We start from the raw sequence: 22,161 nt of genomic DNA, 5'->3' as shown, positions 1-22,161 counted from the left end.
TCGCGAGGTCGGCGGTCGCGACCGTCGGCGGTCGCGAGGTCGGCGGTCGCGAGGTCGGGTGACCGCGAGGCCGGGTGGCCGCGAGGCCGCGAGGCCGGGCGTCCGCCGGGTCGGGTGACCGGGAGGACGGTGACCGCGAGGTCAGGCGGTCGGGGGCTTCGTGCCCGCTTCGTGGTGCTCCGCCGGGGCGTCGACGGGTGCATCCACGGAGCCATCCACGGGCACGTCGGCGTGCGCCGATGCTTCGGTGCGGGAGTCCGCGTCAGCGTGGGCGGCCTCCGTGGAGTCGACGACCGCATCCTCCACCTCGTCGTCCTCCGAGGGGATGGGCTTCTCGCGGTGACGGATCTCGTACAGATCCGACGAGACGGCGTTGCGCGGGCGGCTCAGGAAGATGTAGGAGAGGCACAGTCCGATGAGGGCGGCGGCGATCACCGACGCCCACCAGACGATGCCGAGGATCAGCAGGATGGCGAGCGGAATCGCGAACACCAGCAGGCGCAGGACGGTGTAATACAACCAGGAGGGAATCCGCTTCACCCTCCCAGCTTAGAGACGGACTCTGAGAGTTACGATTGACCCATGGTTCGCCTCTGGATAGTCCTCGGCGTCGCAGCCGCGGTCTTCTACATCTATTCGGTGGTGGACTGCGCGCTCTTCGATCGAACGAGGGTGCGCGGCCTTCCCAAGCCCCTGTGGCTGCTCATCATCATCCTCTTCCCGATCATCGGCGGGATCCTCTGGTTCCTCATCGGGCGCGGCCGACGCCGTGCCGGCGACCGGCGCCTCGTCGCGCCGGACGACGACCCCGAGTTCCTCGGCAAGCTGAAGCTCGACCGAGACCAGGAGGAGCGCATCCGACAGCTCGAGAAGGAGCTCGCCGACCTCGACGACAACGGCCCCGACAGCGACCAGACCGGCCGACGGGATGGCTGACCCTCTCACCGCGGGCTCCGACCACGGGGCTCGCGAGACGAGCACGCCTGTGTCTGCGTCGACGGCTGTGTCCGCGTCGACATCTGCGCCCGCGTCGACGGCAGCGCCCGCGCGTCCGGTCGAGGGCGGCACCGAGACCGGCAACCCTGCCACCGACTACGCGACCGCGCTGCTGCGGGCGTTCGTCCGCAACGGTGTGCGCGACCTCGTCGTCAGCCCCGGCTCACGGTCCCAGGCGCTGGCGCTCGTCGCCGCCTCCCTCGAGCACAGCGGCCACGTCCGGTTGCACGTGCGGATCGACGAGCGGGTCGGCGGGTTCCTCGCGCTCGGCCTCGCTCGCGAGACGGGCGCACCCGCGGTGGTCATCACCACGAGCGGCACCGCGACGGCCAACCTCCACCCGGCCGTGCTCGAAGCGCACGAGGCGGGCATCCCGCTCATCGTCCTGACGGCGGACCGCCCGGCCGAGCTGCGCGGCATCCGCTCCAACCAGACCACTCAGCAGGACGGGCTCTACGGCGTCGCCGTGCGCTGGTCGCAGGACGTCGACGCGCCCCGGGCGACCGACGCCGCCCAGCGGGTCGCCGAAGCGCAGGCCGCCGAGACGCTCGCGCTCGCCGCGGTGCGCGCCGCCGTGGGTGCGGACAGCGCCGATCCCGGCCCGGTGCACCTCAACGTCGCCTTCCGCGAACCCCTCTCCGTCGCTGCGCCGGCCCTCCAGGAGCCGATCGACGGGGCCCTCCCCACCACGGCGGGTCCCGAGGCTCTCGGGCGGCAGACGATCGAACTGACGGAGGGACCGCGCACCGTCGTGGTCGCCGGTGCCGATGCCGGACCTGCGGCCGAGGAGCTGGCACGCGAAGCGGGTTATCCCCTGCTCGCCGAGGTCTCCAGCGGCGCGCGGTTCGGACCGAATCTGGTGGTCGCCTACCGCGAGCTCCTCCACGAGGAGGCGTTCGGCGAGCGGGTCGAGCGCGCCATCGTGTTCGGTCATCCCACGCTCAGCCGCGAGATCCCGGCCCTGTTGACGCGCTCCGACGTCGAGGTGATCGTGGTCGCTCCGACCGGCGCCCAAGCGTACGACCCCGGTCACCGGGCCCGCATCGTCGGAGGCGCCCTCCCGCCCGCGACGGTCGACCTGCGCTCGCCGGAGGTGCGCGGTTGGGTGGGCAGCTGGGTCTTCGCGAGCCGCCGGCTGATCGAGGAGGCCGAGCGTGCGGCGGATCCGGCCGCGCTCGCACCCGACGTGGACAAGGCGCGCTCGTACGAGCCGGCCGACGCGCTCGCGTTCGCGAAGGCCGAGCTCGCCGCGGTGCGCGCCCCGATCACCCGGCCGCTGCTGGCGGAGGCGCTCTGGCGCTACACCTGGCCGCACGACCGGCTGGTGCTCGCGGCCTCCCGCCTCATCCGGGACGCCGACCGCATCGTCCCCGGCAAGAAGATCCAGGTGCACGCCAACCGCGGTCTCGCCGGCATCGACGGCACGATCTCGACCGCGACGGGCATCGCGATCGCCAGCCAGGCCGCCGCCGCGGACGCGGGAACCCCGTCCGGCGTCACCCGCGTGCTGCTCGGCGACCTCGCGCTCCTGCACGACGTGGGAGCGCTGCTCGGTGCCCCAGGCGAGGACCGGCCGCACCTGCAGCTGGTGCTCGGCAACGACGGCGGTGGAACGATCTTCGACGGCCTGGAGGTGGCGGCGACCGCCGGCACCGCCGCGTTCGATCGGGTGCTCTACACGCCGCACGAGGTCGACGTGCAGGCGCTGGCCCGCGCGTACGGCTGGGACTACCGCGCCGCGCGGACGAAGGGGGAGCTCGACCAGGCGCTCTCCGCTCCGCCCGCGGGCGTCAGCATCGTGGAAGTGCCGCTCAGCCGTTGATGATCTGCGGCACGGCGACCGCCTTCAGACCCTCGACGCCGAACTCGAGCCCGTAGCCGGAGCCCTTCACGCCGCCGAACGGGATCATCGGGTGGACGCCGCCGTGCGAGTTGATCCACACGGTGCCCGCCTGCACGCGGGCCGCGACGGCGCGCGCCTCGTCGCGGTCGCCCCACACGGAGCCGCCGAGTCCGACGTCCAGCCGGTTGGCGCTGGCGACGGCGTCCTCCACGTCGGAGTACCGGATGATCGGGAGCGCCGGACCGAACTGCTCCTCGTCGACCAGGGCGACGCCGTCCGCGACGTCGGCGACGAGGGTGATCGGGTAGAACAGCTCGCCGAGCTCGGTGGCGGGGGAGCCTCCCGTGACGATGCGGCCGCCGTTCGCCTTCGCGTCCTCGACGAGACGGTTCACGATGTCGAACTGCTGCTTGTTCTGGAGGGGGCCGAGCACGTTCTGCTCGTCGAGCCCGTTGCCCATCGGCGTTGCGCGGGCCACCTCGGCCAGCGCCTCCACCGTGGCGTCGTAGATCGAGTCGTGCACGTACAGGCGCTTGAGGGCGGCGCAGGTCTGGCCGGTGTTGATGAACGCGCCCCAGAAGAGATCCTGCGCGATCGCCTGCGGGTCGGCGCTCGGCAGGACGATGCCGGCGTCGTTGCCGCCGAGCTCGAGGGTGAGGCGGGCCAGGTTGCCGGCCGAGCTCTCGATGATGCGGCGCCCGGTCGCGGTGGAGCCGGTGAACATGATCTTGTCGACGTCGGGGTGGCTCGCCAGGCGGGCGCCGACCTCCCGGTCGCCCGAGACGGCGATCAGCACGTCGGCGGGGAGGACCTCGTTGAGGACGCTCACGAGGGCGAGGACGCTGAGCGGGGTGAACTCCGACGGCTTGAGCACCACGGTGTTGCCCATCCGCAGAGCGGGGGCCAGCTGCCAGATGCCGATCATCAGCGGCCAGTTCCACGGGCCGATCGCACCGACGACGCCGATGGCGCGGTAGTGGAGCTCGGCGTGCACCTCGCCGTCGTCGACGATGACCTCCGGCTCCAGGGCGACGGTCGCCGAGGTCCGCAGCCAGGCGGAGCAGGCCCCGATCTCGAAGCGCGCGTTCGGGCCGTTGAGCGGCTTGCCCTGCTCGCGGGAGAGCAGCTCGGCGAGGGCCTCCGCGTTCGCGTCGATGGCGTCGGCGGCGCGCAGGAGGACCTCCGTGCGGGCGTCGTGGCCGAGCGCCTCCCACGCGGGCTGGGCGGCGCGGGCGCGCGCGATCGCGGCGTCGAGGTCGTCGACGCTCGCCTCCGGGGCGCGGCCGATCTCGGCGCCCGTGGCCGGATCGTGGATCGGGCGACCCGATCCTTCCGGCGCGCTGACGCGGGCGAGCAGTTCGGTGTAGTCCGACATCGGGTCTCCTCCAGTGGAACGGTCCTCGCCCCAGTCTCCGGCCGGGAGGGGCGGGAGCACTTGACCGTGTACGCACGGCCGATGACGAGCGGTGCAGAGCTGCCCGGGCGCAGGGCCGGGGAGGTGGACAGCCTCGTTCTCTGGCAGTCCCGCAGGGCAGGGTGATACGATCCGCATCACGGATCGTATACAAAGTCGTCCCCGGTCCGCAGTGAGGTCGATCGTGCTCATCGCCCAGCAGCAGGCTCCCCAGTGGTCGCATCAGCCGGCGCAACCGTCGCGCCAGGCGCCGTCGCGCGCCGAGAGTCGGGTGGCGTCCAGCGCCATGCGCGACTTCAGCGCGTTCCGCACCGCGGTCTCCGAATCGTTCGTGCCGTTGCACGTGACCAGCGACCGGCCCGATCCGTTCTGGGGCCGCATCCGGATGGCCACCGCCGACACCGTGCACGTCTCGGAGGTGAGCGCCTCCCAGCACGTCGTCGAACGGACTCCCGAGCTCATCGCGCGCTCCGACCGCGACTACTACAAGCTCAGCATGATGCTCTCGGGCACCGGGCTGCTCATCCAGGACAACCGGGAGGCGTTCCTGCGCCCCGGCGACCTCGCCGTCTACGACACGCACCGGCCGTACTCGCTGGTCTTCGACGACGACTTCCGCACGATGGTCGTGATGTTCCCGAAGCACCTCATCGACCTCCCGCGCGAGCTCGTGGCGCAGCTGACGGCGGTGCGCTTCGACGGACGCTCGGGCGTCGGCGGCATCATCGTGCCGTTCCTGGCTCAGCTGGTCGGCAACCTCGACCAGCTCTCCGGGCCGACCGGCACCCGGCTCGCGCACAGCGCACTCGACCTGGTGACCACGCTCTTCGCCGACGAGCTGGACGCGCGCACCGAGTCGATCGACCCGCACCGTGCGCTGATGCAGCGCATCCGGATGTACATCGACGCCAATCTGGCCTCGACCGACCTCGGGCCGACGCAGATCGCCGCGGCGCACTTCATCTCCACGCGGCACCTGCAGGGTCTGTTCCAGGAGCAGAGCACGACGGTGTCGGCGTGGATCCGCACGCGACGGCTGGAGCGCTGCCGGCGCGACCTCGTCGACCCGCTGCACGCTGACCAGTCGGTCGCCTCCATCGCCTCCCGGTGGGGGTTCGTGGATGCGGCGCATTTCAGCCGGGTGTTCAAGGCGGCGTACGCCGAGTCGCCGTCCGATGTGCGGGCGGCAGCGCGCGCCTGACGCCGGGCCGCGCGGGCCAGGCCACGTCGCCGATCCGCGGCACGCAGAACGGGGCGCCCTCCGCGGAGAGCGCCCCGTTGCCGTGCGGCCGGATCGGTCCCGGCTCAGTCGTCCTCGGTGCCGAGCTCGGGGGCTCCGGCCTCCTCGGTCCCGTGGCCGATCTGCGCGTAGACCTTCGGGTTGCGCCGCTTCAGCGCCATCCCCCAGAACACTCCGATGATGCCGGGGACGATCACGATCGCCGGGAGGATGAAGGTCGTCGCGCTCGGCGGCGCCGTGGGGTCGCTGGTCAGCAGCGTGTTGAAGTAGATCAGGATGAGCGCGAAGACGACGGTCAGCGCGACTCCCGAGACGACCGGGGCGATGACGCGCTGCCAGGGGCCGAGCCCGCGACCGTCGCGGCGGAAGAACCCGATCACCGAGAACGAGACGATCGCCATGAGGAGCACCAGTCCGAGCGCCCCGCTGTTGGTCAGCCACGAGAAGAGGGTGAGCACCGGGAACAGCGCGGCCGGTGCTCCCTCCGGCGGCGTCCATCCCGTGCCCGCGATGGCGAACGCGACGATCACGACGGCGGCGAGGACGGTCTGGGTGACCGAGCCGGCCCACGGAGCGCCACTGTGCGCACGGATGCGGGACAGCCAGTTCGGCAGCACGCCCTCTCGGCCCAGCGAGAAGAAGTACCGGGCGACGGCGTTGTGGAAGCTGACAAGGGAGGCGAACAGGCTCGTGATGAAGAGCAGCTGCGCGATGTCGCTGACGATCACGCCGACGTGGGAGGACAGGAAGTTGAAGATCAGGTCGGGCCCCTGCTCCGTGGAGGCCTTGATGAGCGCGCTCGGGCCGGTTCCGACGGTCATGGCCCACGAGGACAGCGCGTAGAAGATCGCGATGACGGCGACGGCCGTGTAGGTCGCGCGGGCGACCGTGCGCTTCGGGTCCTTCGACTCCTCGCCGTAGATCGCCGCCGACTCGAAGCCCATGAACGCGGCGATGCCGAAGGCGAACACGGCGCCGATGCCCGGCACGAAGAGCGAGGAGGGGCTGAGCGCCTGGCCACTGACGCCCTCCGGTGCGACGGCGAACGAGACGATGTCGTAGACGATCACGACCACGAATTCGAGCGCGACCAGCACGCCGAGCACCTTGGCCGAGAGGTCGACGCGGTTGACGCCGAGCACCGCGATGAGGGCGATGCACACGAGCACCGGGATCCACCACGGCACGTCCCAGCCGAACTTGCTCGACAGGAGGGACGAGACCTGGAAGCCGAACATCCCGTACACGCCGATCTGCATCGCGTTGTAGGAGATGAGGGCGACGATCGAGACACCGACGCCGCCGGGCCGGCCGAGGCCCTGGGCGACGTATGAGTAGAACGCGCCCGCATTGGTCACGAACCGGCTCATCGCCGCGTACCCCACGGCGAAGATCGTGAGCGTGACGCCCAGGATGAGGAAGGACAGGGGCACGCCGAGCACGCCGGTGACGGCGAACGTCGTCGTGACGCCTCCCGCCAGGACGGTCAGCGGGGCGGACGCCGCGACGATCATGAAGGTGACGGCGGGGACGCCCAGCCGGCGGTGGGCGGCGGTTCGCGTGCCGACGGCGGTGTCGGCGGATTGGGTGGAGGTCAACGGATTCTCCTCGTTCGGTGCGCAATGAAGGGAGAGTTCGGGAATGCGCGATTGCTGACGATTGAATCGGTTGCCGGCGGCGAGGGGTTGGCCTGCGACGCAGAGCGGTTGTCTGAATCGGAACGTTCGGCCGCGCCCGCCTTCCAGCCCGCGGCGCCCAACCCGGATACTGAACGGACGAGCTCGACGTAAGGAACACCGATGTCCCACCAGCACACCTCCACCGTCACCGCGCCCACCGAGGTCCGCCATCCCCTCGACGCGTTGACCGCGCAGGAGATCGCCGACGGTCGCGACATCCTGGTGGCGGCGGGGCTCGTGGGGGAGACCACGCGGTTCCCGTCGGTGCTGCCCGTGGAGCCGTCGAAGGAGGCGGTCGCCGCGTTCCGGGACGGGGATGCGATCGACCGTCGCCTCCTCTTCGTGCTGCTCGACACCGCGACCGGGGCGTCCGCCGAGGCCATCGTGTCGGTCACGACCCGGGAACTCGTCGACCACCGCCCGCTCGGCACGGCCGAGGCGCCCTATGGGCAGCCGCAGTACCTCTTCGAGGAGTACGCGCGCGCCGAGGAGATCGCGAAGGCGTCGCCCGAGTGGCAGGCGGCGATGGTCCGGCGCGGGCTCGGGGACCGGATCGAGCTGGCCTTCTGCGCGCCGCTCGCCCCGGGGTTCCACAACCGCGCCGAGGAGACCGGCCGCCGCGTCATCCGCTCCCTGACCTTCCTGCGCTCCACGCCGACCGACTCGCCGTGGTCGCATCCGGTCGAAGGGCTGATCGTGCACATCGACCTCACGACCGGAGCGGTGCTGCGCGTCGAGGACGACGGCGACGTGCCGGTGCCCGACCTCGACGGCAACTACGACGCCGCCACGATCGGCGCGGCCCGCACCTCCCTCAAGCCCATCGAGATCACCCAGCCCGAGGGGCCGAGCTTCCGCGTCGACGGCCAGCACGTCGAATGGGAGAACTGGAAGCTGCGCGTCGGCTTCAACGCCCGCGAGGGCCTGGTGCTGAACCAGGTGACCTTCCGCGACGGCGACGAGGACCGCTCGGTGCTCTACCGCGGCTCGGTTCCCGAGATGGTCGTGCCCTACGGCGACACCACCTCCACCCGGTTCTGGATCAGCTACTTCGACGCGGGCGAGTACCTGCTCGGCAAGAACGCGAACACGTTGACGCTCGGCTGCGACTGCCTCGGCGTCATCCACTACTTCGACGGGGTCGTGGCCGACGACCACGGCAACCCGGTCACCATCCCGCAGGTCGTGTGCATGCACGAGGAGGACTACGGCATCCTCTGGAAGCACACCGACCTCGACGGCAAGACCGAGGTGCGCCGCTCCCGCCGGCTCGTCATCTCCTACTTCTCGACCATCGGAAACTACGACTACGGGTTCTTCTGGTACCTCTACCTCGACGGCACGATCCAGGTGGAGGCCAAGGCCACCGGCATCGTCTTCGCCGGCGCGGGCGTCCCGGGATCCACCGATCCGCACGCGCCCGAGATCGCACCCGGCCTGTTCGCGCCCGTGCACCAGCACCTGTTCTGCGCGCGCCTGGACGTCGCCATCGACGGCGACCGGAACTCGCTCTCGGAGATCGACGCGGTCGGCATCCCGATGGGCCCGGACAACCCGCACGGCAACGCATTCACCTGGACGAACACGCCGCTCGCGAGCGAGTCGGAGGCGCAGCGGCTCGCCGATCCCTCCCGGGCGCGGGTGTGGGAGGTGCGGAGCGCGGACCGGCGCAACGCCGTCGGCGCCCCGACCGCGTACCACCTGCTGCCGCAGCCGAGCGCGACGCTGCTCGCGCAGCCCGAGTCGACCGTGTGGGGGCGCGCGACCTTCGCGACCAAGCACCTCTGGGCGACGCCGTTCGACCCGGCCGAGCGATTCCCGGCCGGCGACTACCCGAACGCGCACGCCGGCGGCGGCGGGCTGCCCGCCTGGACGGCGGCGGACCGCTCGCTCGAGGAGACCGACCTGGTGATCTGGCACGTCTTCGGGCCGACGCACATCCCGCGCCCCGAGGACTGGCCGATCATGCCGGTGGACTACTCGGGTTTCCACTTCAAGCCCTACGGCTTCCTCGACCGCAACCCGGCGCTGGACCTGCCGGACGGCGCGACCGGCAGGGCGAGCTGCTGCGCTGGCGGGGAGTGCAGCTGCGGGCACTGAGCGGGGCGGCCTGAGCGGCGCGGTCGACCTTCCTGTCGACGGCCGTCGTCAATGCGGGAGCAGCATCCCCACGGCCATGACCGCCATCGCGGTCGCGGCGACGACGGGGAGGGTGCCACGCGCGAAGCCGACGCTGCGCACGTGGCGCACCGCCAGCACCGGGCAGAGGACGGCCAGGACGGCGACGGCGAGCGGGAGCACGATCCCGAGCCCAGCGGCATGCCCGGTGTGGCCCAGGGATGCCGCTGCCGATGCGCTCCCGTGCGTGTGGAACAGGTCGAGGACGACCATGAGCGCCATCGCGAACGGTTCGACAGCGAGGTGAGAGGCGGCCCCGCGCTGGGCCCCGCGCTGGGCGCCGCGCGCACGACGCGCCGCCGCCGCGCACCCCACGGCCACGGCCACGAGTGCGACCGCCCACGCGAGCGGAGGCACGAGCGGGAACCTCGCCCACATCGCGGCCGTGGCGAGCAGAGACAGGAGCGCGACGGCCGACGGCAACGCCACCGCCGAGGGTGCTGCGTGGCCCGCGCGCGCCGGTGCGGTCGTCATGCTGCGAGGCTAGGGGAGGAGCCGCGCTGGTGTCTTTCCCGGGCGCGCACGATGGTTGAGTGTGACGGCAGGGCGTCGTCGGGTCGTGACATGCGCGGCCTGTCTACGACAAGCGGCGGATGGATGGGGCACGGGTGGTGAGGCGCTCGCCCGGATCGGAGGCGGCGGAAATCCCTACCGGCGACGCTGACAGTGCACGGCGTCGGCCTGTGGGCCGCCGGACTGAACGCTGACCTACCGGCGGGGTCACCGCGGCCGATAGTCGAGGGAGACAGTCCGACGACCGGAGACCCAATCGCGTGAGCGCATCTTCCTCAACCGCCTCCCAACTCATTAGCAGCACCTGGGGGAGATTCGCGACGTTGCTCACCCGCACGGGCCAGTATGTGTCGCAACTCCTCGCGTGGATGGACGCCCGCCAGTTCGGCTGGATCGCCCGGCAGATTCAGGCGTCGGCCGCGGTCGCGCTTGTTGTCGTCAAGTCGAACACTCCCCTGCCCGTGGTTGCAGCTGAGCTTGAAGCGCGAGGATGGTCGGTGCTCGGCGCCGATGTGTTGCCCGCGGGGACCTACCGAATCACGATTCGGGCGAGGCTCGTCCACGGGACAGCCGATGAGGTCGCTAACCATGCGCTGACGAAGGTACGGCTGGACATGGCGGCGCACGATATTCAGTTCTTGCGGATCGTAGGGGAGCCGGGAACAAAACACGAGCTGCGCCGGTGGGGGATCAGCCTGACTCGTGAGGCGACCCCTGCGGAACGGCTCGCGATCCGACGCGCCTTCGCCGGACGCGTCATCGCCGGTGAGGAGAACGCCGCTAGGGCTGAGATTCGGGCGACGTTGGATGGTACCGACGTCCGCGAAACCGTCTGGGACATGATTCCCCTGAACGCTGCCGCGGCGGCCGCGCATCCCGAACTGAAGCCGGTCACCGTTGGTTTCCTTGCTGGCACAATCCTGGCCGCCGGGGGCGCCGTCGCGGTTCTCATTGGGTCGCTGCTTCCAGCGCAGTGGATCGCCAACACGGATGCGGGGTCCATCACTCTGACGTGGTTCAGCTGGGGCATCTTCCTTGCGGCCACCGCGTGCTTGATCGCGTTCTCGTCGCGCGGCTACGCCCGCCGCAAGGCGGGACGAGCACAGTCCTGGGTGGATGTGCTCCTTGTTTTGGGCGCCACCTTACTGCCGGTCATTCCGCTCGCGTCAATGGGCGGGAGTCGCGTGGGTGTCGTCGCCGCATTGCTGTTCTACGTGGGGCTGCTCGCTCTGATCTTCGTCGTGATCGCGTGCGGACGGCCGGTAGCGCTCTTAGCTCGATTCTCTGCCAAGCGGACAGCGCGGAACCTTCTCGTGAGCGTGACGACGATCGTGATCGTATTGAATATCCCCTCCGCGATGTTCATGATCGGCGCTGGGCTGCCAAACCTCCTTGGCTCTGTGCCGATCGGCACGGTCGTCGTCAGTGGAGTTGTTGCTCTGTCCTGTGTTGCTCTCATCATGGCCGCGACAGCATTCGGGGTGCGTCAATTTCGGCGTACGTCTGGGATGCCTCCCACGATGCTCGTCTGTGTGTGGGTTGTGATGTTCAGCGGGCTGGGGTTGTTCGCAAACGTGTACAGCGCCTTCGCGAACGGTCAGATCACTGCCGAGCAGGGGTACTACAACTCTGCGTGGACGTTCGGGCTCGAACCGGTCTGCGTCAGCGAACCCGCCGGCCGCCAGGGCGGTACGTACTGGCTCGCAGGAACCGTCGGGCGTACCAGCTACCTTCTCCCGCGGTTCGTCCCGGGTGAGACCGGCGATACGACGATCGCCATCGACAGCAATCAACAGTTGACCTACACCGATACGAATGCCGGTTGCGCCGGCTCACCCGGCCGCTGATGCGACGAAATGATCTGAATCGGGAGTGGCCGCCGAACGTTCGCTCGCACTCGACGATACCTCCCAGGTTGAACAGTGCGCCCTGTCGATGCTTTGACCCCTCGAGACACGACCTGTGAAACAGGCGAAGGACAGCTCCTCCTAATCCCCTTCACCAGCGTGTGTGTGGCCGATGTCCGCAGGCTCCCCACTCTCTTCTCCGTCGTCCTCGCCGGAAGTCCAGAATTGGTGTTCCAGCCATTTGTCGAAGTGGTATCCATCTGCCGGGATCAAGACGTTGGTGCTGCTGTACAGCAGCCACACGAGATCGAGATCTCCGAGAATCTCGCCGACCCAACCCCGCCAGTCCTCGTTCTTGAACAGGTCTGGATCCATTTCGGCGAACATCTCTCCTTCGCCGAAGATCAGGTAGAGCGCAATCTCCTCGAGCACCGTGTACGCGACCAGATGCCCGTGGCGGGCTCGCTTGCGCAGGGCATGCCCGGCGGCAAGCAGCGAGTACATGAAGTCGTAGTCGTACCGCGGGAGGAATTGGGCCGGTAGGTCCCCGACAAACCAGGAGTGCCCCAACTGGCCGATGTGGGTGCCGCGAGGCTCGCGGCTCAGTGACTCGAGATCCTCCCGGGCATGGTCGATAAGGAGGTCGCTGCCGACCGCGAAGGTGATCGCGCAGGCCCGACCGTGGAACTCCTGGAGAGACTCCGACCACGCCTCGTGCTCGTCGCTCACAGTCCGCAACCACGCCGCTTCCGAATCGGTTTCGTCTCCCACGCTGGTCGGCAGCGAGGTCCAGCCGAGAGCTCTGCAGACACCGCGGACCTTGTCGGATCGGATCGCTTGGCCGGCTTCGTAGCGCCCCCACGACTTCGCTCCTACGTTGGCTCGGGCGGCGGCATCCTCGATCGTCAAGCCGAGAACTGTTCGCTGCTCTCGGATCGCATCCCCGAGCTCTCGGCTTCCCGTCTTCGTCCGCGGTGGCATCAGCAGCCTTTCTGTCCGGTAGGTACCTAGACAGTACCGAGCCGATTGGGCGAATGCAAAGAGCGCTCGACTTCGCCGGTATTGATCGGCCACACGCGGATCGAGCTGCCGATCGGAATCGCTATCCCTTCATCGCCTGGTGTGGCGGAGAAATCGGGGACGCTGGCGGCTGGACGGCGGGTGAAATCGCACAACACCTGAATACCGGGGCGCGACCTGAATTGGAGATCAATCACAACGATTGCGCGGGATCGTTGGCCGGTGGCTACTCTGGCTCGGTGCACATGATCTTCCGGACGATGCTCCACTTCTGGCTCTCGCGCTTCGGGCCGCGGCTCGGGCATTGGGATGTGGCCCGCACGAAGTTCCGCGTCGTGCCGACCGACCTCGACATCCTGAAGCACATGAACAACGGGGTGTACCTGTCGATCGCCGACATCGGGCGCTTCGATCTGCTCAGCCGCAACGGCGTGTGGGCGGTGTTCAAGAAGCGCGGGTGGTACCCGGTCGTGGCGTCGGAGACGATCTCGTTCCGCAAGTCGCTGGAGCTCTGGCAGCCGTTCGTGGTGGAGTCGCGCATCCTCGGCTTCGACGAGAAGGCCGTGTACGTGGAGCAGCGGTTCACGGTCGACGGGGAGATCTACACGCAGGCGTTCATCCGCGGCCGGTTCCTGAAGCGCGGCGGCGGCATCGTGACGATCGAGGAGCTGCTGGAGGCCGTGGGCCCGGCGGCGAGCGATGTCGCTGTGCCGGAGTGGCTGCTCGAGTGGGGTGCGGACGCGGCACTGCCGTCGACCCGTGCGGCCGCGCCCAGCGTCTGGAACGAGTGACGCGGGGCGCGGCCGGTCGGGCGGATCGGCGGGGCGGGCTCCGCCCTTAGGCGGGGCCGAACGGGAAGACGCGCTCCGGATCCCACTGGGACCGGGTCTCGGTGAGGCGGTCCGCGATCTCCCGCGGCCACATGCGCTCGAACGCGGCCGGATCGTCGAGGTCGGTCACCCAGTTGATGTTGGTGACCGAGGAGACGCGGTCGCCGAGCACGGCGGCGATCGCCTCCGCGTGAGCGGGCGCGGCCTCCGCGAAGGTCGCGGGATCCGCCGCGATCGAGCTGAACGTGTGCGTGCTCGCGCGCCCGCCCACTGCGGTGCCGTCCGGAGTGTCCCGGTGGGTGGCCCCGCCGAGCTGGCGGACCTCGACGGCCAGGAACGGCGACTCCGCGTCGGGACCGATCAGCGGGAGCAGCGCCTCGGCCAGCTCCTGGTCGAACGCGTCGAGCATGTGCCCGCGGATCCAGGTCGGGCCGCCCACCTCGGGGTCGTTGTGGATGGTCGCCACCGCGGTCGTGGGCATCTCGGCGACGAAGTCGAGGTACACCGGTGCGGCGGCGCGCATCGGGGCGAAGAGCCGCTCGCCCTCGGCCGCGTCGCCGGGATAGGCGAACCGCACGTTGAGCAGCGAACGCCCGCGCAGCGGCGGCGGCGGACCCTCCATGTCCGGGATGCGGAGGAACGCCACCGAGGTGGTGGCCTCCTCCGCGAGGTCGGCCGACCAGCCGGCCCAGGCGCGGAACGCCTCCTCGATCGCGTCGCCCTCGAAGAAGACGCTGCCCGCGTACAGAGTGGCGAGCGGGACGACCTCGAGCGTCATCTCGGTGACGACGCCGAGGCCTCCCTTGCCGCCGCGCAGCGCCCAGAACAGCTCGGGGTTCGTGGTGTCGTCGGCCGTCACCAGTTCGCCGCCGGCGGTCACGACGCGGAACGCGCGCACCCAGTCGGCCGTGAAGCCGTGGCTGCGGGCGAGCGGTCCGAGGCCGCCGCCGAGCGTGTAGCCGACCGCCCCGACACTGGTCGACGAGCCGGTGACCGGGGCGAGACCGTGCTCGGCGGTCGCCGCGATGACAGGGCCCCAGCGGAGCCCGGCGCCGATGCGCACGCGACGAGCGTCCGCATCGACCTCGAGCGCGTCGAGGTCGCGGGTGATCAGCAGCAGACCGCCGGAGATCGGCGACTCGGATCCGTGGCCGGTGGCTTGGATGCGCAGCGGCAGGCTGTGCGCGCGGGCGAAGCGCACGGCCTCCACGACGTCGTTCTCATCGCGGGCGGCCACGAGGATGTCGGGGTCGTGACGGATGGTCGGATTGAAGCAGGCGGCTTCGGCGGTGAGGCCGTCGTCGCCACGGAGGAGGACGGTGCCGCGGACGGATTCACGCAGCTGCGCGACGATGTCGTCGCCGAGTTCGATTCCCATGGCGCCGAATGTAGGGGATGCCACCGACGCGCGGGAAGCGGGCCGGGAGCGCCCGTCCGCTGTCAGGAGGCTCACGTAGCATGTGCGGCATGACCGCCGTGCTGCCCACCGCCTCCGGGCAGCGCGCGCTCCCCGATGCGGAGACCGTGTACCGTCCGGCCGCCGCCGTCGATGTGCCGGGGACGCTCGGCCTCCTCGGTCGCGGGCCCTACGACCCGACCACCCGGTGGGACCTCGGCGGCGTCTGGCGCACCTGGCGCACGCCGCTCGGGCCGGCGACCCTGCGCATCCATCGTCCCGCCGCGGACGGTTCGATCGTCGCGGAGGCGTGGGGACCGGGCGCCGCCTGGGCGGTCGACGCGGTGCCGGCGCTGCTCGGCCGCGACGACGACTGGACCGCGCTCGACGTGAGCGGGCATCCACTGCTCCGCGACAGCCTCCGGCGCAACCCGGGCCTGCGGCTCGCCCGCACGGGGCGTCTGCTGGAAGCGCTGCTGCCGGCGATCATCGAGCAACGGGTGACGAGCCTCGAGGCGTACCGCTCGTGGGCGCGGCTGTTGCGCTGGTACGGGGAGCCCGCACCGGGGCCCGCGCCCGACGGGATGCGCGTGGTGCCGACGATCGAGCAGTGGAGGGGCATCCCCTCCTGGGACTGGCATCGCGCCGGTGTGGATCCGCGGCGTGCGCGCGCGGCACAGGCGGTGCTGGTGGTGGCCACGTCGCTGGAACGCGCGGCCGAACGGGCGGAGACCCTCGCAGCCGCCGCGGAGGCGCTGAGGACGGTTCCGGGCGTCGGCCAGTGGACCGCGGCCGAGACGCTGCAGCGCTCCCACGCGCATCCCGATCTGGTCAGCGTCGGCGACTACCACCTGGCCCACTACGTCGGCGAGGCGCTCATCGGCCGGCGCGTGGACGACGACGGGATGCTCGAACTGCTGGAGCCGTGGACGGGCCACCGGCAGCGCGTGGTGCGGCTGATCCTGGCGAGCGGCTTCCGGTTCGAGCGGCGCGGGCCGCGGATGACCGTCCAGGACCACCGCTGGCACTGAGCGCTCAGCCGGTCGTGCCGTTGCGCAGCGCCTCGGCGTGCTCGACCTTCAGATCGCGGTCGAGTTCGCGGCACAGGGTCGCGTAGTGGTCGAGGAAGTCCGGGTAGTAGTCGTCCCAGACGGGCAGCGGCCTGCCGTCGTGCGCCGCCATCATCCGGTCGAGGTAATAGTCCCAGCCGACGCCGTAGTCGGCGCCCTCCGAGACCGTGTGGAGCAGGTCGCCGAAGGTGATCGTGGTGTGGCCGCTGGACTGGGTGAGGTGGACGAACATCCGCCGTGCTGGAGCCGTCCCGACGTCCACGTGCAGACGGTGCGGGGCGTCGCACAGCCGGATGGTCACGTTCTCCCACTCGGCGCCCTCACCCTCGGCGTTCATCCGGAACTTCACGGCGCCCGTCGCCGGGGTGCCGGTGAACTCGCCGATCCATCGGCTCAGGTAGGCGGACCTGCTGAAGTAGGCCCACACCTCCTCGATCGGGGCGTGGACGATGCGGTCGAGCACCACATAGACCCCGTCGTCCTTGCGGACCAGTCTTCCCGTCGGCTGCGGTGTCATGATGACCTCCCATTGAGTCCGACCCTCGTGTCCCTCACCCTAGTCACCGCCCGCTCGTCGCGGCAGTGGTGGCGCTGGGCGCGTGATGAGTGGTGGGTGCGAGTCCTCTCAGCCCCCGCACGTGCGGCTCTCAGCCCTCCAGGACGGCCATCGCGGCGTTGTGTCCGCCGAGCCCGCTGACGGCCCCGCCCCGGCGCGCGCCGGACCCGCAGATGAGGATGCGCGGGTGCGCGGTCGCGACGCCCCAGCGCTGCGCGGGGGTGTCGAGAGGCTCGTCGTCTTCGGCGAACGGCCACGACAGCGGCCCGTGGAAGATGTTGCCGCCGGGCATGTTGAGGGCCCGCTCGAGGTCGCGGGTGGTCTTGGTCTCGATGCACGGGTTGCCGTCGCCGTCGGTGAGCAGGAGGCTCTCGATCGGCTCGGCGAGCACGGAGTCGAGCGAGGCGAGCACGGCGTCCTGCAGGCGCTGGCGCGTCGCGTCGTTGTTCTCGTCGGTCAGCCAGCGGTCCGGGGTGTGGAGGCCGAAGACAGTGATGGTCTGCGCGCCGCTCTCCGCCAGCTCGGGGTCGAGGATGCTCGGATCGGCGAGGGTGTGGCAGTAGATCTCGCACGGCGGGAACTCGGGCATGACGCCGCGCAGCATCCCGGAGTGCGCGGTCTCGAGCTGCGTGTAGGTCTCGTTGATGTGGAACGTGCCGCCGAAGGCCGCCTGCGGGTCGAGCGACTCGTCGCGCAGGCGCGGGAGGCGGCTCAGGAGCAGGTTGACCTTGACCTGTGCGCCCTCGGCGCGCGGGCGGACCGGTGCGGCACTGGTGCCAGGGCCGGTGCCGGCGGCGTCGTCTGTGTCGAGCAGGCGATCGAGGACCTCCGGCGCGACGTTCACGAGGACGTGCTCGCCCTCGACGTGGCGCTCGTGGCCGTTGCGCAGGTAGGACACCGAGCCGTCCGGGTGGATGGCCGTGACCTCGGCGCCCGTGACGATGCGGGCGCCGGCCTCGCGGGCGACGCGGGCCAGCTCGCCGGTGACCGCGCCCATCCCGCCGATGGGGACGTCCCACTCCCCGGTGCCCTGACCGATGACGTGGTAGAGGAAGCAGCGGTTCTGGTCGAGCGACGGGTCGGAGACGCTGGCGAAGGTGCCGATGAGGGCGTCCGTCGCCGCGACGCCCCGCACGAGGTCGCTCTGCAGGCGCGACTCGATGAAGCCGCCGATGGGTCGCTCGATCAGTGCGTCCCACAGCTCGTCGTCGCCGACGAGCGCACGGGCCTCCGACCGGGTGAGGAGCGGCTCGGTGACCGTGGGCCAGAGCGCGCGGGCGACCTCGCCGGTGGACTCGTAGAACTCGGTGAACGCCTGGGCGTCGCTCTCGGCGCCGACCCGGGCGAAGGAGGCCGCCGTGGCCTCCTGGTCGGTGTTGTCGATGAGCAGGCCGGCGCCGGCGGGGTCGCCCGGCACCGGCGTGTAGGACGAGTACCGGCGGCGGGCGAGCCGGATGTCGAGCCCGAGGTCGTCGATGACGCGCTGGGGGAGCAGGCTCACGAGATAGGAGTAGCGCGAGAGGCGCGCCTCCACGCCCGGGAAGGCCTGCGCGCTGACGGCGGCGCCGCCGACGTCGTCGAGCCGTTCGAGCAGGATCACGCTCTTGCCCGCCTTCGCCAGATAGGCGGCGGCGGTGAGCCCGTTGTGGCCGCCGCCGACGATCACGACATCGTGCGTCGCAGCGGGGGAGGAGGGTGCGCTGTCCGTCATGCAAGAGAGCCTAGGGGACGCTCCCGGCGAGACGAATGACTCCACAGCACCCGGCGCTGCTGCGACTTCTCCACAAGTTCGAGCGCCGCCAGCGTCCGTGCGGCCGGTGTCGTTACAGTCGTGGTCATGGTGGATGACACGGACGGCGCCCCGCAGCGCCCCGCTCAGCTGGCCCACGAGGCCGTCGAGCTGGTGCGCGTCTGGCTGGCCGAGAGCTCGCGCGCAGGCGACGGCTCCCGGCAGGACCCGGCGGCGGAGCGCCTCGCCGGCGTGCTCCGCGATCCGGACGGGCTCGACTTCGCCGTCGGTTTCGTGGACGGCGTGGCCCGCCCGCAGGACCTCTTCGTCGCGGGATACAACCTGCAGCGCGTCGCCAAGCGCATCCCGCGCTTCCTCCCCTGGTACATGCGGCTGGCGATCTGGCTGGGCGGCGTCTTCGGGCCGGTGATCCCGTGGGTCGTCATCCCCATCGCACGCCGGGTGCTCCGACGGATGGTCGGCCACCTCGTGGTGGACGCGACCCCGCAGAAGCTCGGGCCGGCCATCGCGCACCTGCGCTCGTCGTCCGATCCCCAGGGCCACGGCGCGCGACTCAACCTGAACCTCCTCGGCGAGGCGGTGCTCGGGGAGGCGGAGGCCGCACGCCGGCTGGAAGGCACGCGCGCACTGCTCGCGCGGGACGATGTCGACTACGTCTCGATCAAGGTCTCGTCGATCGCGTCGCAGCTGTCGATGTGGTCGTTCGACGAGACCGTGCAGCGGGTGGTCGAACGGCTCACCCCGCTCTACGAGCTCGCGGCCTCGTCGCCGACCCCCAAGTTCATCAACCTCGACATGGAGGAGTACCGCGACCTCGACCTCACCGTCGCGGTCTTCACCGGCATCCTCGGTCAGCCGCGGCTGCGCGGGCTCGAGGCCGGCATCGTGCTCCAGGCGTACCTGCCCGACGCGCTCGACGCCCTGCAGACGCTCACCGAGTGGGCGACGGACCGCCGCCTCCAGGGCGGAGCCCCCATCAAGGTCCGCGTCGTCAAAGGGGCGAACCTGGCCATGGAGCGGGTGGACTCCGCCATCCACGGGTGGCCGCTGGCGACCTACGGAAGCAAACTCGAGACCGACGCCAACTACAAGCGCGTGCTGGACTGGGCGCTGACGCCCGAGCACACGGACGCGGTGAAGATCGGCGTCGCCGGCCACAACCTCTTCGACGTCGCCTACGCCTGGCTGCTCGCCTCCCAGCGGGGCGTCACGGAGCGGATCGACTTCGAGATGCTGCTCGGAATGGCGACGGCGCAGGCCGACGCGGTCAAGCGGACGGTGGGCGGGCTCCTCCTGTACACGCCGGTCGTCGACCCGGGTGAGTTCGACGTGGCGATCTCGTACCTCATCCGCCGCCTGGAGGAGAACGCGAGCCAGGAGAACTTCATGTCCGCGGTCTTCGAGCTCGACTCGGACCCGGCGCTGTTCGATCGGGAGAAGGACCGGTTCCTGGCCTCCGTGGCCGCCCTCGAAGCCGACCCGCTTCCGCGCGGCGCCGCACCCGTGCCGCACCGCCAGCAGGACCGCACGCGCGAGTGGGAGGAGGCGACCGCGCCCTCGTTCACCCGGCCACCGGCGGCGCTCCCGTCCGCCCAGACCGAGGAGGGGCTGACGAGCGTGGTGCTCGGGCTGTCCCGGGGTTCCGCGGGAGACGGCCTCTTCGACGTCGAGGATCCGGCCCTCCCTTCGACGGACCCGGACGCGCCGGCCGACCAGCCGCACGCCACCGCCGCAGCCTCTGCCCCCGCCGCACCCTCCGTGCCGCCGGGGACGGCGGCCGCCGCGTTCCGCAACGCTCCGGACACCGACCCCTCCATCGCCGCCAACCGCGCCTGGGGCCGGCGCATCCTCTCGCGCTCGACCGCATCCGACCTCGGCTCCGCGACCATCGCGGCCGCGGCCGTGACCGACGCCACCCGGCTCGAGACGATCCTCCGCCAGACGGTCGCGGCCGGCACCTCGTGGGGGACGCGGAGCGGTTACGAGCGCGCCGCCGTGCTCGACCGCGCCGGCCACGCGCTGGAGGCCAACCGCGACCGCCTCATCGAGATCATGGCGGCCGAGACGGGCAAGACCATCGCGGAGGCCGACCCGGAGGTCAGCGAGGCGGTCGACTTCGCGCACTACTACGCCGCGCTCGCGCGCGACCTCGACCGCGTGCAGGGAGCGCGGTTCGTCCCGTCGGCCCTCACCGTCGTGACACCGCCGTGGAACTTCCCGGTCGCCATCCCCGCCGGCTCCGTGCTCTCGGCGCTCGCCGCCGGCAGCGGCGTGATCATCAAGCCGGCGCCGCAGGCCAAGCGCTGCGCCGCCGTGCTCGTGGAGGCGCTGTGGGAGGCCGGCATCCCGCGAGAGCTGCTCGCGCTCGCCGACGTGCCCGAGAACGAGCTCGGTCGATCGCTCATCGCGGACCCGCGGGTCGGCCGCGTCATCCTCACCGGCTCCTACGAGACGGCGAAGCTCTTCCGCTCGTGGCGAGCCGACCTCCCCCTGCTGGCGGAGACGAGCGGCAAGAACACCATCATCGTGACGCCGAGCGCCGACTACGACCTCGCCGTCTCCGACATCGTGAAGAGCGCGTTCGGCCACGCCGGCCAGAAGTGCTCCGCGGCGAGCCTCGTCATCCTGGTCGGCTCGGTCGCGCGCTCGGAGCGGTTCCGGCGCCAGCTGGTCGACGCCGCGACGAGCCTGCGGGTCGGGTACCCGTCCGACCCGACCAGCCAGATGGGGCCGCTCATCGAGCCCGCCTCCGGCAAGCTGCTGCACGCGCTCACCACCCTCGGATCCGACGAGGAGTGGCTCGTGGAGCCGAAGCGGCTGGACGACACCGGGCGTCTCTGGTCGCCGGGCATCCGCACGGGAGTCGCGCCCGGCTCCTACTTCCACCTCACCGAGTTCTTCGGACCCGTCCTCGGGATCATGACCGCCCGGACCCTGGACGAGGCGGTGCGGTACCAGAACTCCGTCGAGTACGGCCTCACGGCCGGCCTGCACTCCCTCGACGCGGACGAGCTGGCCGAGTGGCTGGAGACGGTCGAGGCGGGCAACCTCTACGTCAACCGCGGCATCACCGGCGCGATCGTGCGGCGCCAGCCGTTCGGGGGCTGGAAGCGGTCGTCCGTCGGCGCCGGCACGAAGGCGGGCGGGCCCAACTACCTGTTCGGCCTCGGCGGATGGGTGCCGGAGACCGGACGGTCCAGCGCCAGCCTGCACCTGCGCGGCCTCGAGGACCGCGTCTCCGACCTCATCGAGTCGGGGCAGTCGTCGATGGATTACGCGGCGTTCGACCTCGTCCGCCGATCGGCGCTCAGCGACGCGATCGCGGTCGCGACCGAGTACCGGCAGGTGAAGGACGTGTCGGAGCTCGGCGTCGAACGCAACCTGCTCCGCTACCGTCCGGTTCCGGTGACCATCCGGCTCTCGGAGGGGAGCACCCTCGCGGAGCTGCTCCGGATCGTGGCGGCGGGGACCATCGCGCGCTCGCCGTTCGCGGTGAGCACCGCGCTCCGCCTGCCCCGCGGGACCCACCAGCTCCTCCGCGAGCGCGAGATCGACGTCACCGTGGAGGACGATGCCCAGTGGCTGGCGCGCCTGCGCGGCGGCATCCCGGGCGTGCACCGGATCCGGCTCATCGGCGGCGACCCGGTGGCCGTCGCGGAGGCGCTCGGCGGCACCCCCGACGTGGCCGTCTACGCCGGCGCCGTGACCCCGTCCGGCCGGGTCGAGGTGCTCCCGTTCGTCCACGAGCAGGCGATCTCGATCACGAACCACCGCTTCGGCAACCCCACCCGGTTCTCCGACGACGTGATCTGACCCGCGCGTAGGCTGA

The 22,161-nt window shown here is 70.9% G+C and carries 16 protein-coding genes; 8 read left to right on the top strand and 8 right to left on the bottom strand.

Annotated features, from left to right (window positions below; translation table 11 throughout):
- Window positions 1-141: 141 nt before the first annotated feature.
- The gene (locus BGO91_RS04130) at window positions 142-540 is read right to left on the bottom strand and encodes a DUF4229 domain-containing protein (protein ID WP_290471605.1); all 399 of its coding nucleotides are present in this window, start codon (window positions 538-540) and stop codon (window positions 142-144) included.
- Between the two features lie 42 nt (window positions 541-582).
- Between BGO91_RS04130 and BGO91_RS04125 the strand changes: the two genes are divergently transcribed.
- Together BGO91_RS04125 and menD are read left to right on the top strand one after the other, a co-directional pair.
- A complete protein-coding gene (locus BGO91_RS04125) occupies window positions 583-936 on the top strand; it encodes a PLDc N-terminal domain-containing protein (RefSeq protein WP_290471604.1) in 354 nt (117 codons plus the stop codon).
- Window positions 937-1,105: 169 nt separating this feature from the next.
- Complete coding sequence (gene menD, locus BGO91_RS04120) at window positions 1,106-2,818, top strand: 2-succinyl-5-enolpyruvyl-6-hydroxy-3-cyclohexene-1-carboxylic-acid synthase (protein ID WP_290471615.1); 1,713 nt, start codon at window positions 1,106-1,108, stop codon at window positions 2,816-2,818.
- Here menD and BGO91_RS04115 read toward each other — a convergent pair.
- Window positions 2,808-4,214, bottom strand: a complete 1,407-nt coding sequence (locus BGO91_RS04115) for an aldehyde dehydrogenase family protein (protein WP_290471603.1) — start codon at window positions 4,212-4,214, stop codon at window positions 2,808-2,810. The two genes, menD and BGO91_RS04115, sit on opposite strands and share 11 nt — an antisense overlap.
- A 223-nt stretch (window positions 4,215-4,437) precedes the next feature.
- Between BGO91_RS04115 and BGO91_RS04110 the strand changes: the two genes are divergently transcribed.
- Window positions 4,438-5,454: a helix-turn-helix domain-containing protein gene (locus BGO91_RS04110; protein ID WP_290471602.1), complete on the top strand. Its 1,017-nt coding sequence runs from the start codon at window positions 4,438-4,440 to the stop codon at window positions 5,452-5,454.
- Between the two features lie 104 nt (window positions 5,455-5,558).
- Here the strand turns inward: BGO91_RS04110 and BGO91_RS04105 are convergent, their stop codons facing one another.
- Window positions 5,559-7,091, bottom strand: a complete 1,533-nt coding sequence (locus BGO91_RS04105; protein WP_290471601.1) for an APC family permease — start codon at window positions 7,089-7,091, stop codon at window positions 5,559-5,561.
- 201 nt (window positions 7,092-7,292) lie between these two features.
- Between BGO91_RS04105 and BGO91_RS04100 the strand changes: the two genes are divergently transcribed.
- Complete coding sequence (locus tag BGO91_RS04100; RefSeq protein ID WP_290471600.1) at window positions 7,293-9,272, top strand: primary-amine oxidase; 1,980 nt, start codon at window positions 7,293-7,295, stop codon at window positions 9,270-9,272.
- Window positions 9,273-9,320: 48 nt separating this feature from the next.
- Here BGO91_RS04100 and BGO91_RS04095 read toward each other — a convergent pair whose 3' ends face one another.
- The gene (locus BGO91_RS04095) at window positions 9,321-9,824 is read right to left on the bottom strand and encodes a hypothetical protein (protein WP_290471599.1); all 504 of its coding nucleotides are present in this window, start codon (window positions 9,822-9,824) and stop codon (window positions 9,321-9,323) included.
- A 362-nt stretch (window positions 9,825-10,186) separates the two neighbouring features.
- Here BGO91_RS04095 and BGO91_RS04090 point away from each other — a divergent pair, with 362 nt between their 5' ends.
- Entirely contained in the window at window positions 10,187-11,710 is a 1,524-nt protein-coding gene (locus BGO91_RS04090) for a hypothetical protein (RefSeq protein WP_290471598.1), read from the top strand.
- Window positions 11,711-11,851: 141 nt separating this feature from the next.
- Here BGO91_RS04090 and BGO91_RS04085 read toward each other — a convergent pair whose 3' ends face one another.
- A complete protein-coding gene (locus BGO91_RS04085) occupies window positions 11,852-12,691 on the bottom strand; it encodes a helix-turn-helix transcriptional regulator (RefSeq protein WP_290471597.1) in 840 nt (279 codons plus the stop codon).
- Window positions 12,692-12,975: 284 nt separating this feature from the next.
- Here BGO91_RS04085 and BGO91_RS04080 point away from each other — a divergent pair, with 284 nt between their 5' ends.
- Window positions 12,976-13,521 carry a thioesterase family protein gene (locus BGO91_RS04080; protein WP_290471614.1) on the top strand — a complete coding sequence of 182 codons (546 nt, stop codon included), beginning with the start codon at window positions 12,976-12,978 and terminating at the stop codon, window positions 13,519-13,521.
- Window positions 13,522-13,567: 46 nt separating this feature from the next.
- On the opposite strand, the gene BGO91_RS04075 is transcribed toward BGO91_RS04080, so the two are convergent.
- The gene (locus BGO91_RS04075) at window positions 13,568-14,938 is read right to left on the bottom strand and encodes an FAD-binding oxidoreductase (protein WP_290471596.1); all 1,371 of its coding nucleotides are present in this window, start codon (window positions 14,936-14,938) and stop codon (window positions 13,568-13,570) included.
- A gap of 89 nt (window positions 14,939-15,027) precedes the next feature.
- Between BGO91_RS04075 and BGO91_RS04070 the strand changes: the two genes are divergently transcribed.
- Complete coding sequence (locus tag BGO91_RS04070) at window positions 15,028-15,987, top strand: DNA-3-methyladenine glycosylase 2 family protein (protein WP_290471595.1); 960 nt, start codon at window positions 15,028-15,030, stop codon at window positions 15,985-15,987.
- Between the two features lie 4 nt (window positions 15,988-15,991).
- On the opposite strand, the gene BGO91_RS04065 is transcribed toward BGO91_RS04070, so the two are convergent.
- Both BGO91_RS04065 and BGO91_RS04060 read right to left on the bottom strand, forming a co-directional pair.
- Window positions 15,992-16,543 (bottom strand): SRPBCC domain-containing protein, encoded by a 552-nt coding sequence (locus tag BGO91_RS04065; protein ID WP_290471594.1) that lies wholly within the window; start codon window positions 16,541-16,543, stop codon window positions 15,992-15,994.
- A gap of 130 nt (window positions 16,544-16,673) precedes the next feature.
- Complete coding sequence (locus BGO91_RS04060; RefSeq protein WP_290471593.1) at window positions 16,674-18,293, bottom strand: NAD(P)/FAD-dependent oxidoreductase; 1,620 nt, start codon at window positions 18,291-18,293, stop codon at window positions 16,674-16,676.
- Between the two features lie 126 nt (window positions 18,294-18,419).
- Here BGO91_RS04060 and BGO91_RS04055 point away from each other — a divergent pair, with 126 nt between their 5' ends.
- Window positions 18,420-22,145 (top strand): proline dehydrogenase family protein, encoded by a 3,726-nt coding sequence (locus tag BGO91_RS04055; RefSeq protein ID WP_290471592.1) that lies wholly within the window; start codon window positions 18,420-18,422, stop codon window positions 22,143-22,145.
- Window positions 22,146-22,161 lie beyond the last annotated feature (16 nt).

This window comes from Leifsonia sp. 71-9 (assembly GCF_001898805.1).
Classification (GTDB): domain Bacteria; phylum Actinomycetota; class Actinomycetes; order Actinomycetales; family Microbacteriaceae; genus Leifsonia.
The sequence above is the reverse complement of the archived record's forward strand: the minus strand, read 5'-3'. Positions and strand labels throughout refer to the sequence as shown.

Excerpts from the sequence above, each read along its gene's own strand:
- BGO91_RS04095 (WP_290471599.1), bottom strand. The coding sequence starts at position 9,824 with ATGACGACCGCACCGGCGCGCGCGGGCCACGCAGCACCCTCGGCGGTG.
- BGO91_RS04075 (WP_290471596.1), bottom strand. The coding sequence starts at position 14,938 with ATGGGAATCGAACTCGGCGACGACATCGTCGCGCAGCTGCGTGAATCC.
- BGO91_RS04070 (WP_290471595.1), top strand. The coding sequence starts at position 15,028 with ATGACCGCCGTGCTGCCCACCGCCTCCGGGCAGCGCGCGCTCCCCGAT.
- BGO91_RS04080 (WP_290471614.1), top strand. The coding sequence starts at position 12,976 with ATGATCTTCCGGACGATGCTCCACTTCTGGCTCTCGCGCTTCGGGCCG.
- BGO91_RS04085 (WP_290471597.1), bottom strand. The coding sequence starts at position 12,691 with ATGCCACCGCGGACGAAGACGGGAAGCCGAGAGCTCGGGGATGCGATC.
- BGO91_RS04055 (WP_290471592.1), top strand. The coding sequence starts at position 18,420 with ATGGTGGATGACACGGACGGCGCCCCGCAGCGCCCCGCTCAGCTGGCC.
- BGO91_RS04115 (WP_290471603.1), bottom strand. The coding sequence starts at position 4,214 with ATGTCGGACTACACCGAACTGCTCGCCCGCGTCAGCGCGCCGGAAGGA.
- BGO91_RS04125 (WP_290471604.1), top strand. The coding sequence starts at position 583 with ATGGTTCGCCTCTGGATAGTCCTCGGCGTCGCAGCCGCGGTCTTCTAC.
- BGO91_RS04065 (WP_290471594.1), bottom strand. The coding sequence starts at position 16,543 with ATGACACCGCAGCCGACGGGAAGACTGGTCCGCAAGGACGACGGGGTC.
- BGO91_RS04060 (WP_290471593.1), bottom strand. The coding sequence starts at position 18,293 with ATGACGGACAGCGCACCCTCCTCCCCCGCTGCGACGCACGATGTCGTG.
- BGO91_RS04100 (WP_290471600.1), top strand. The coding sequence starts at position 7,293 with ATGTCCCACCAGCACACCTCCACCGTCACCGCGCCCACCGAGGTCCGC.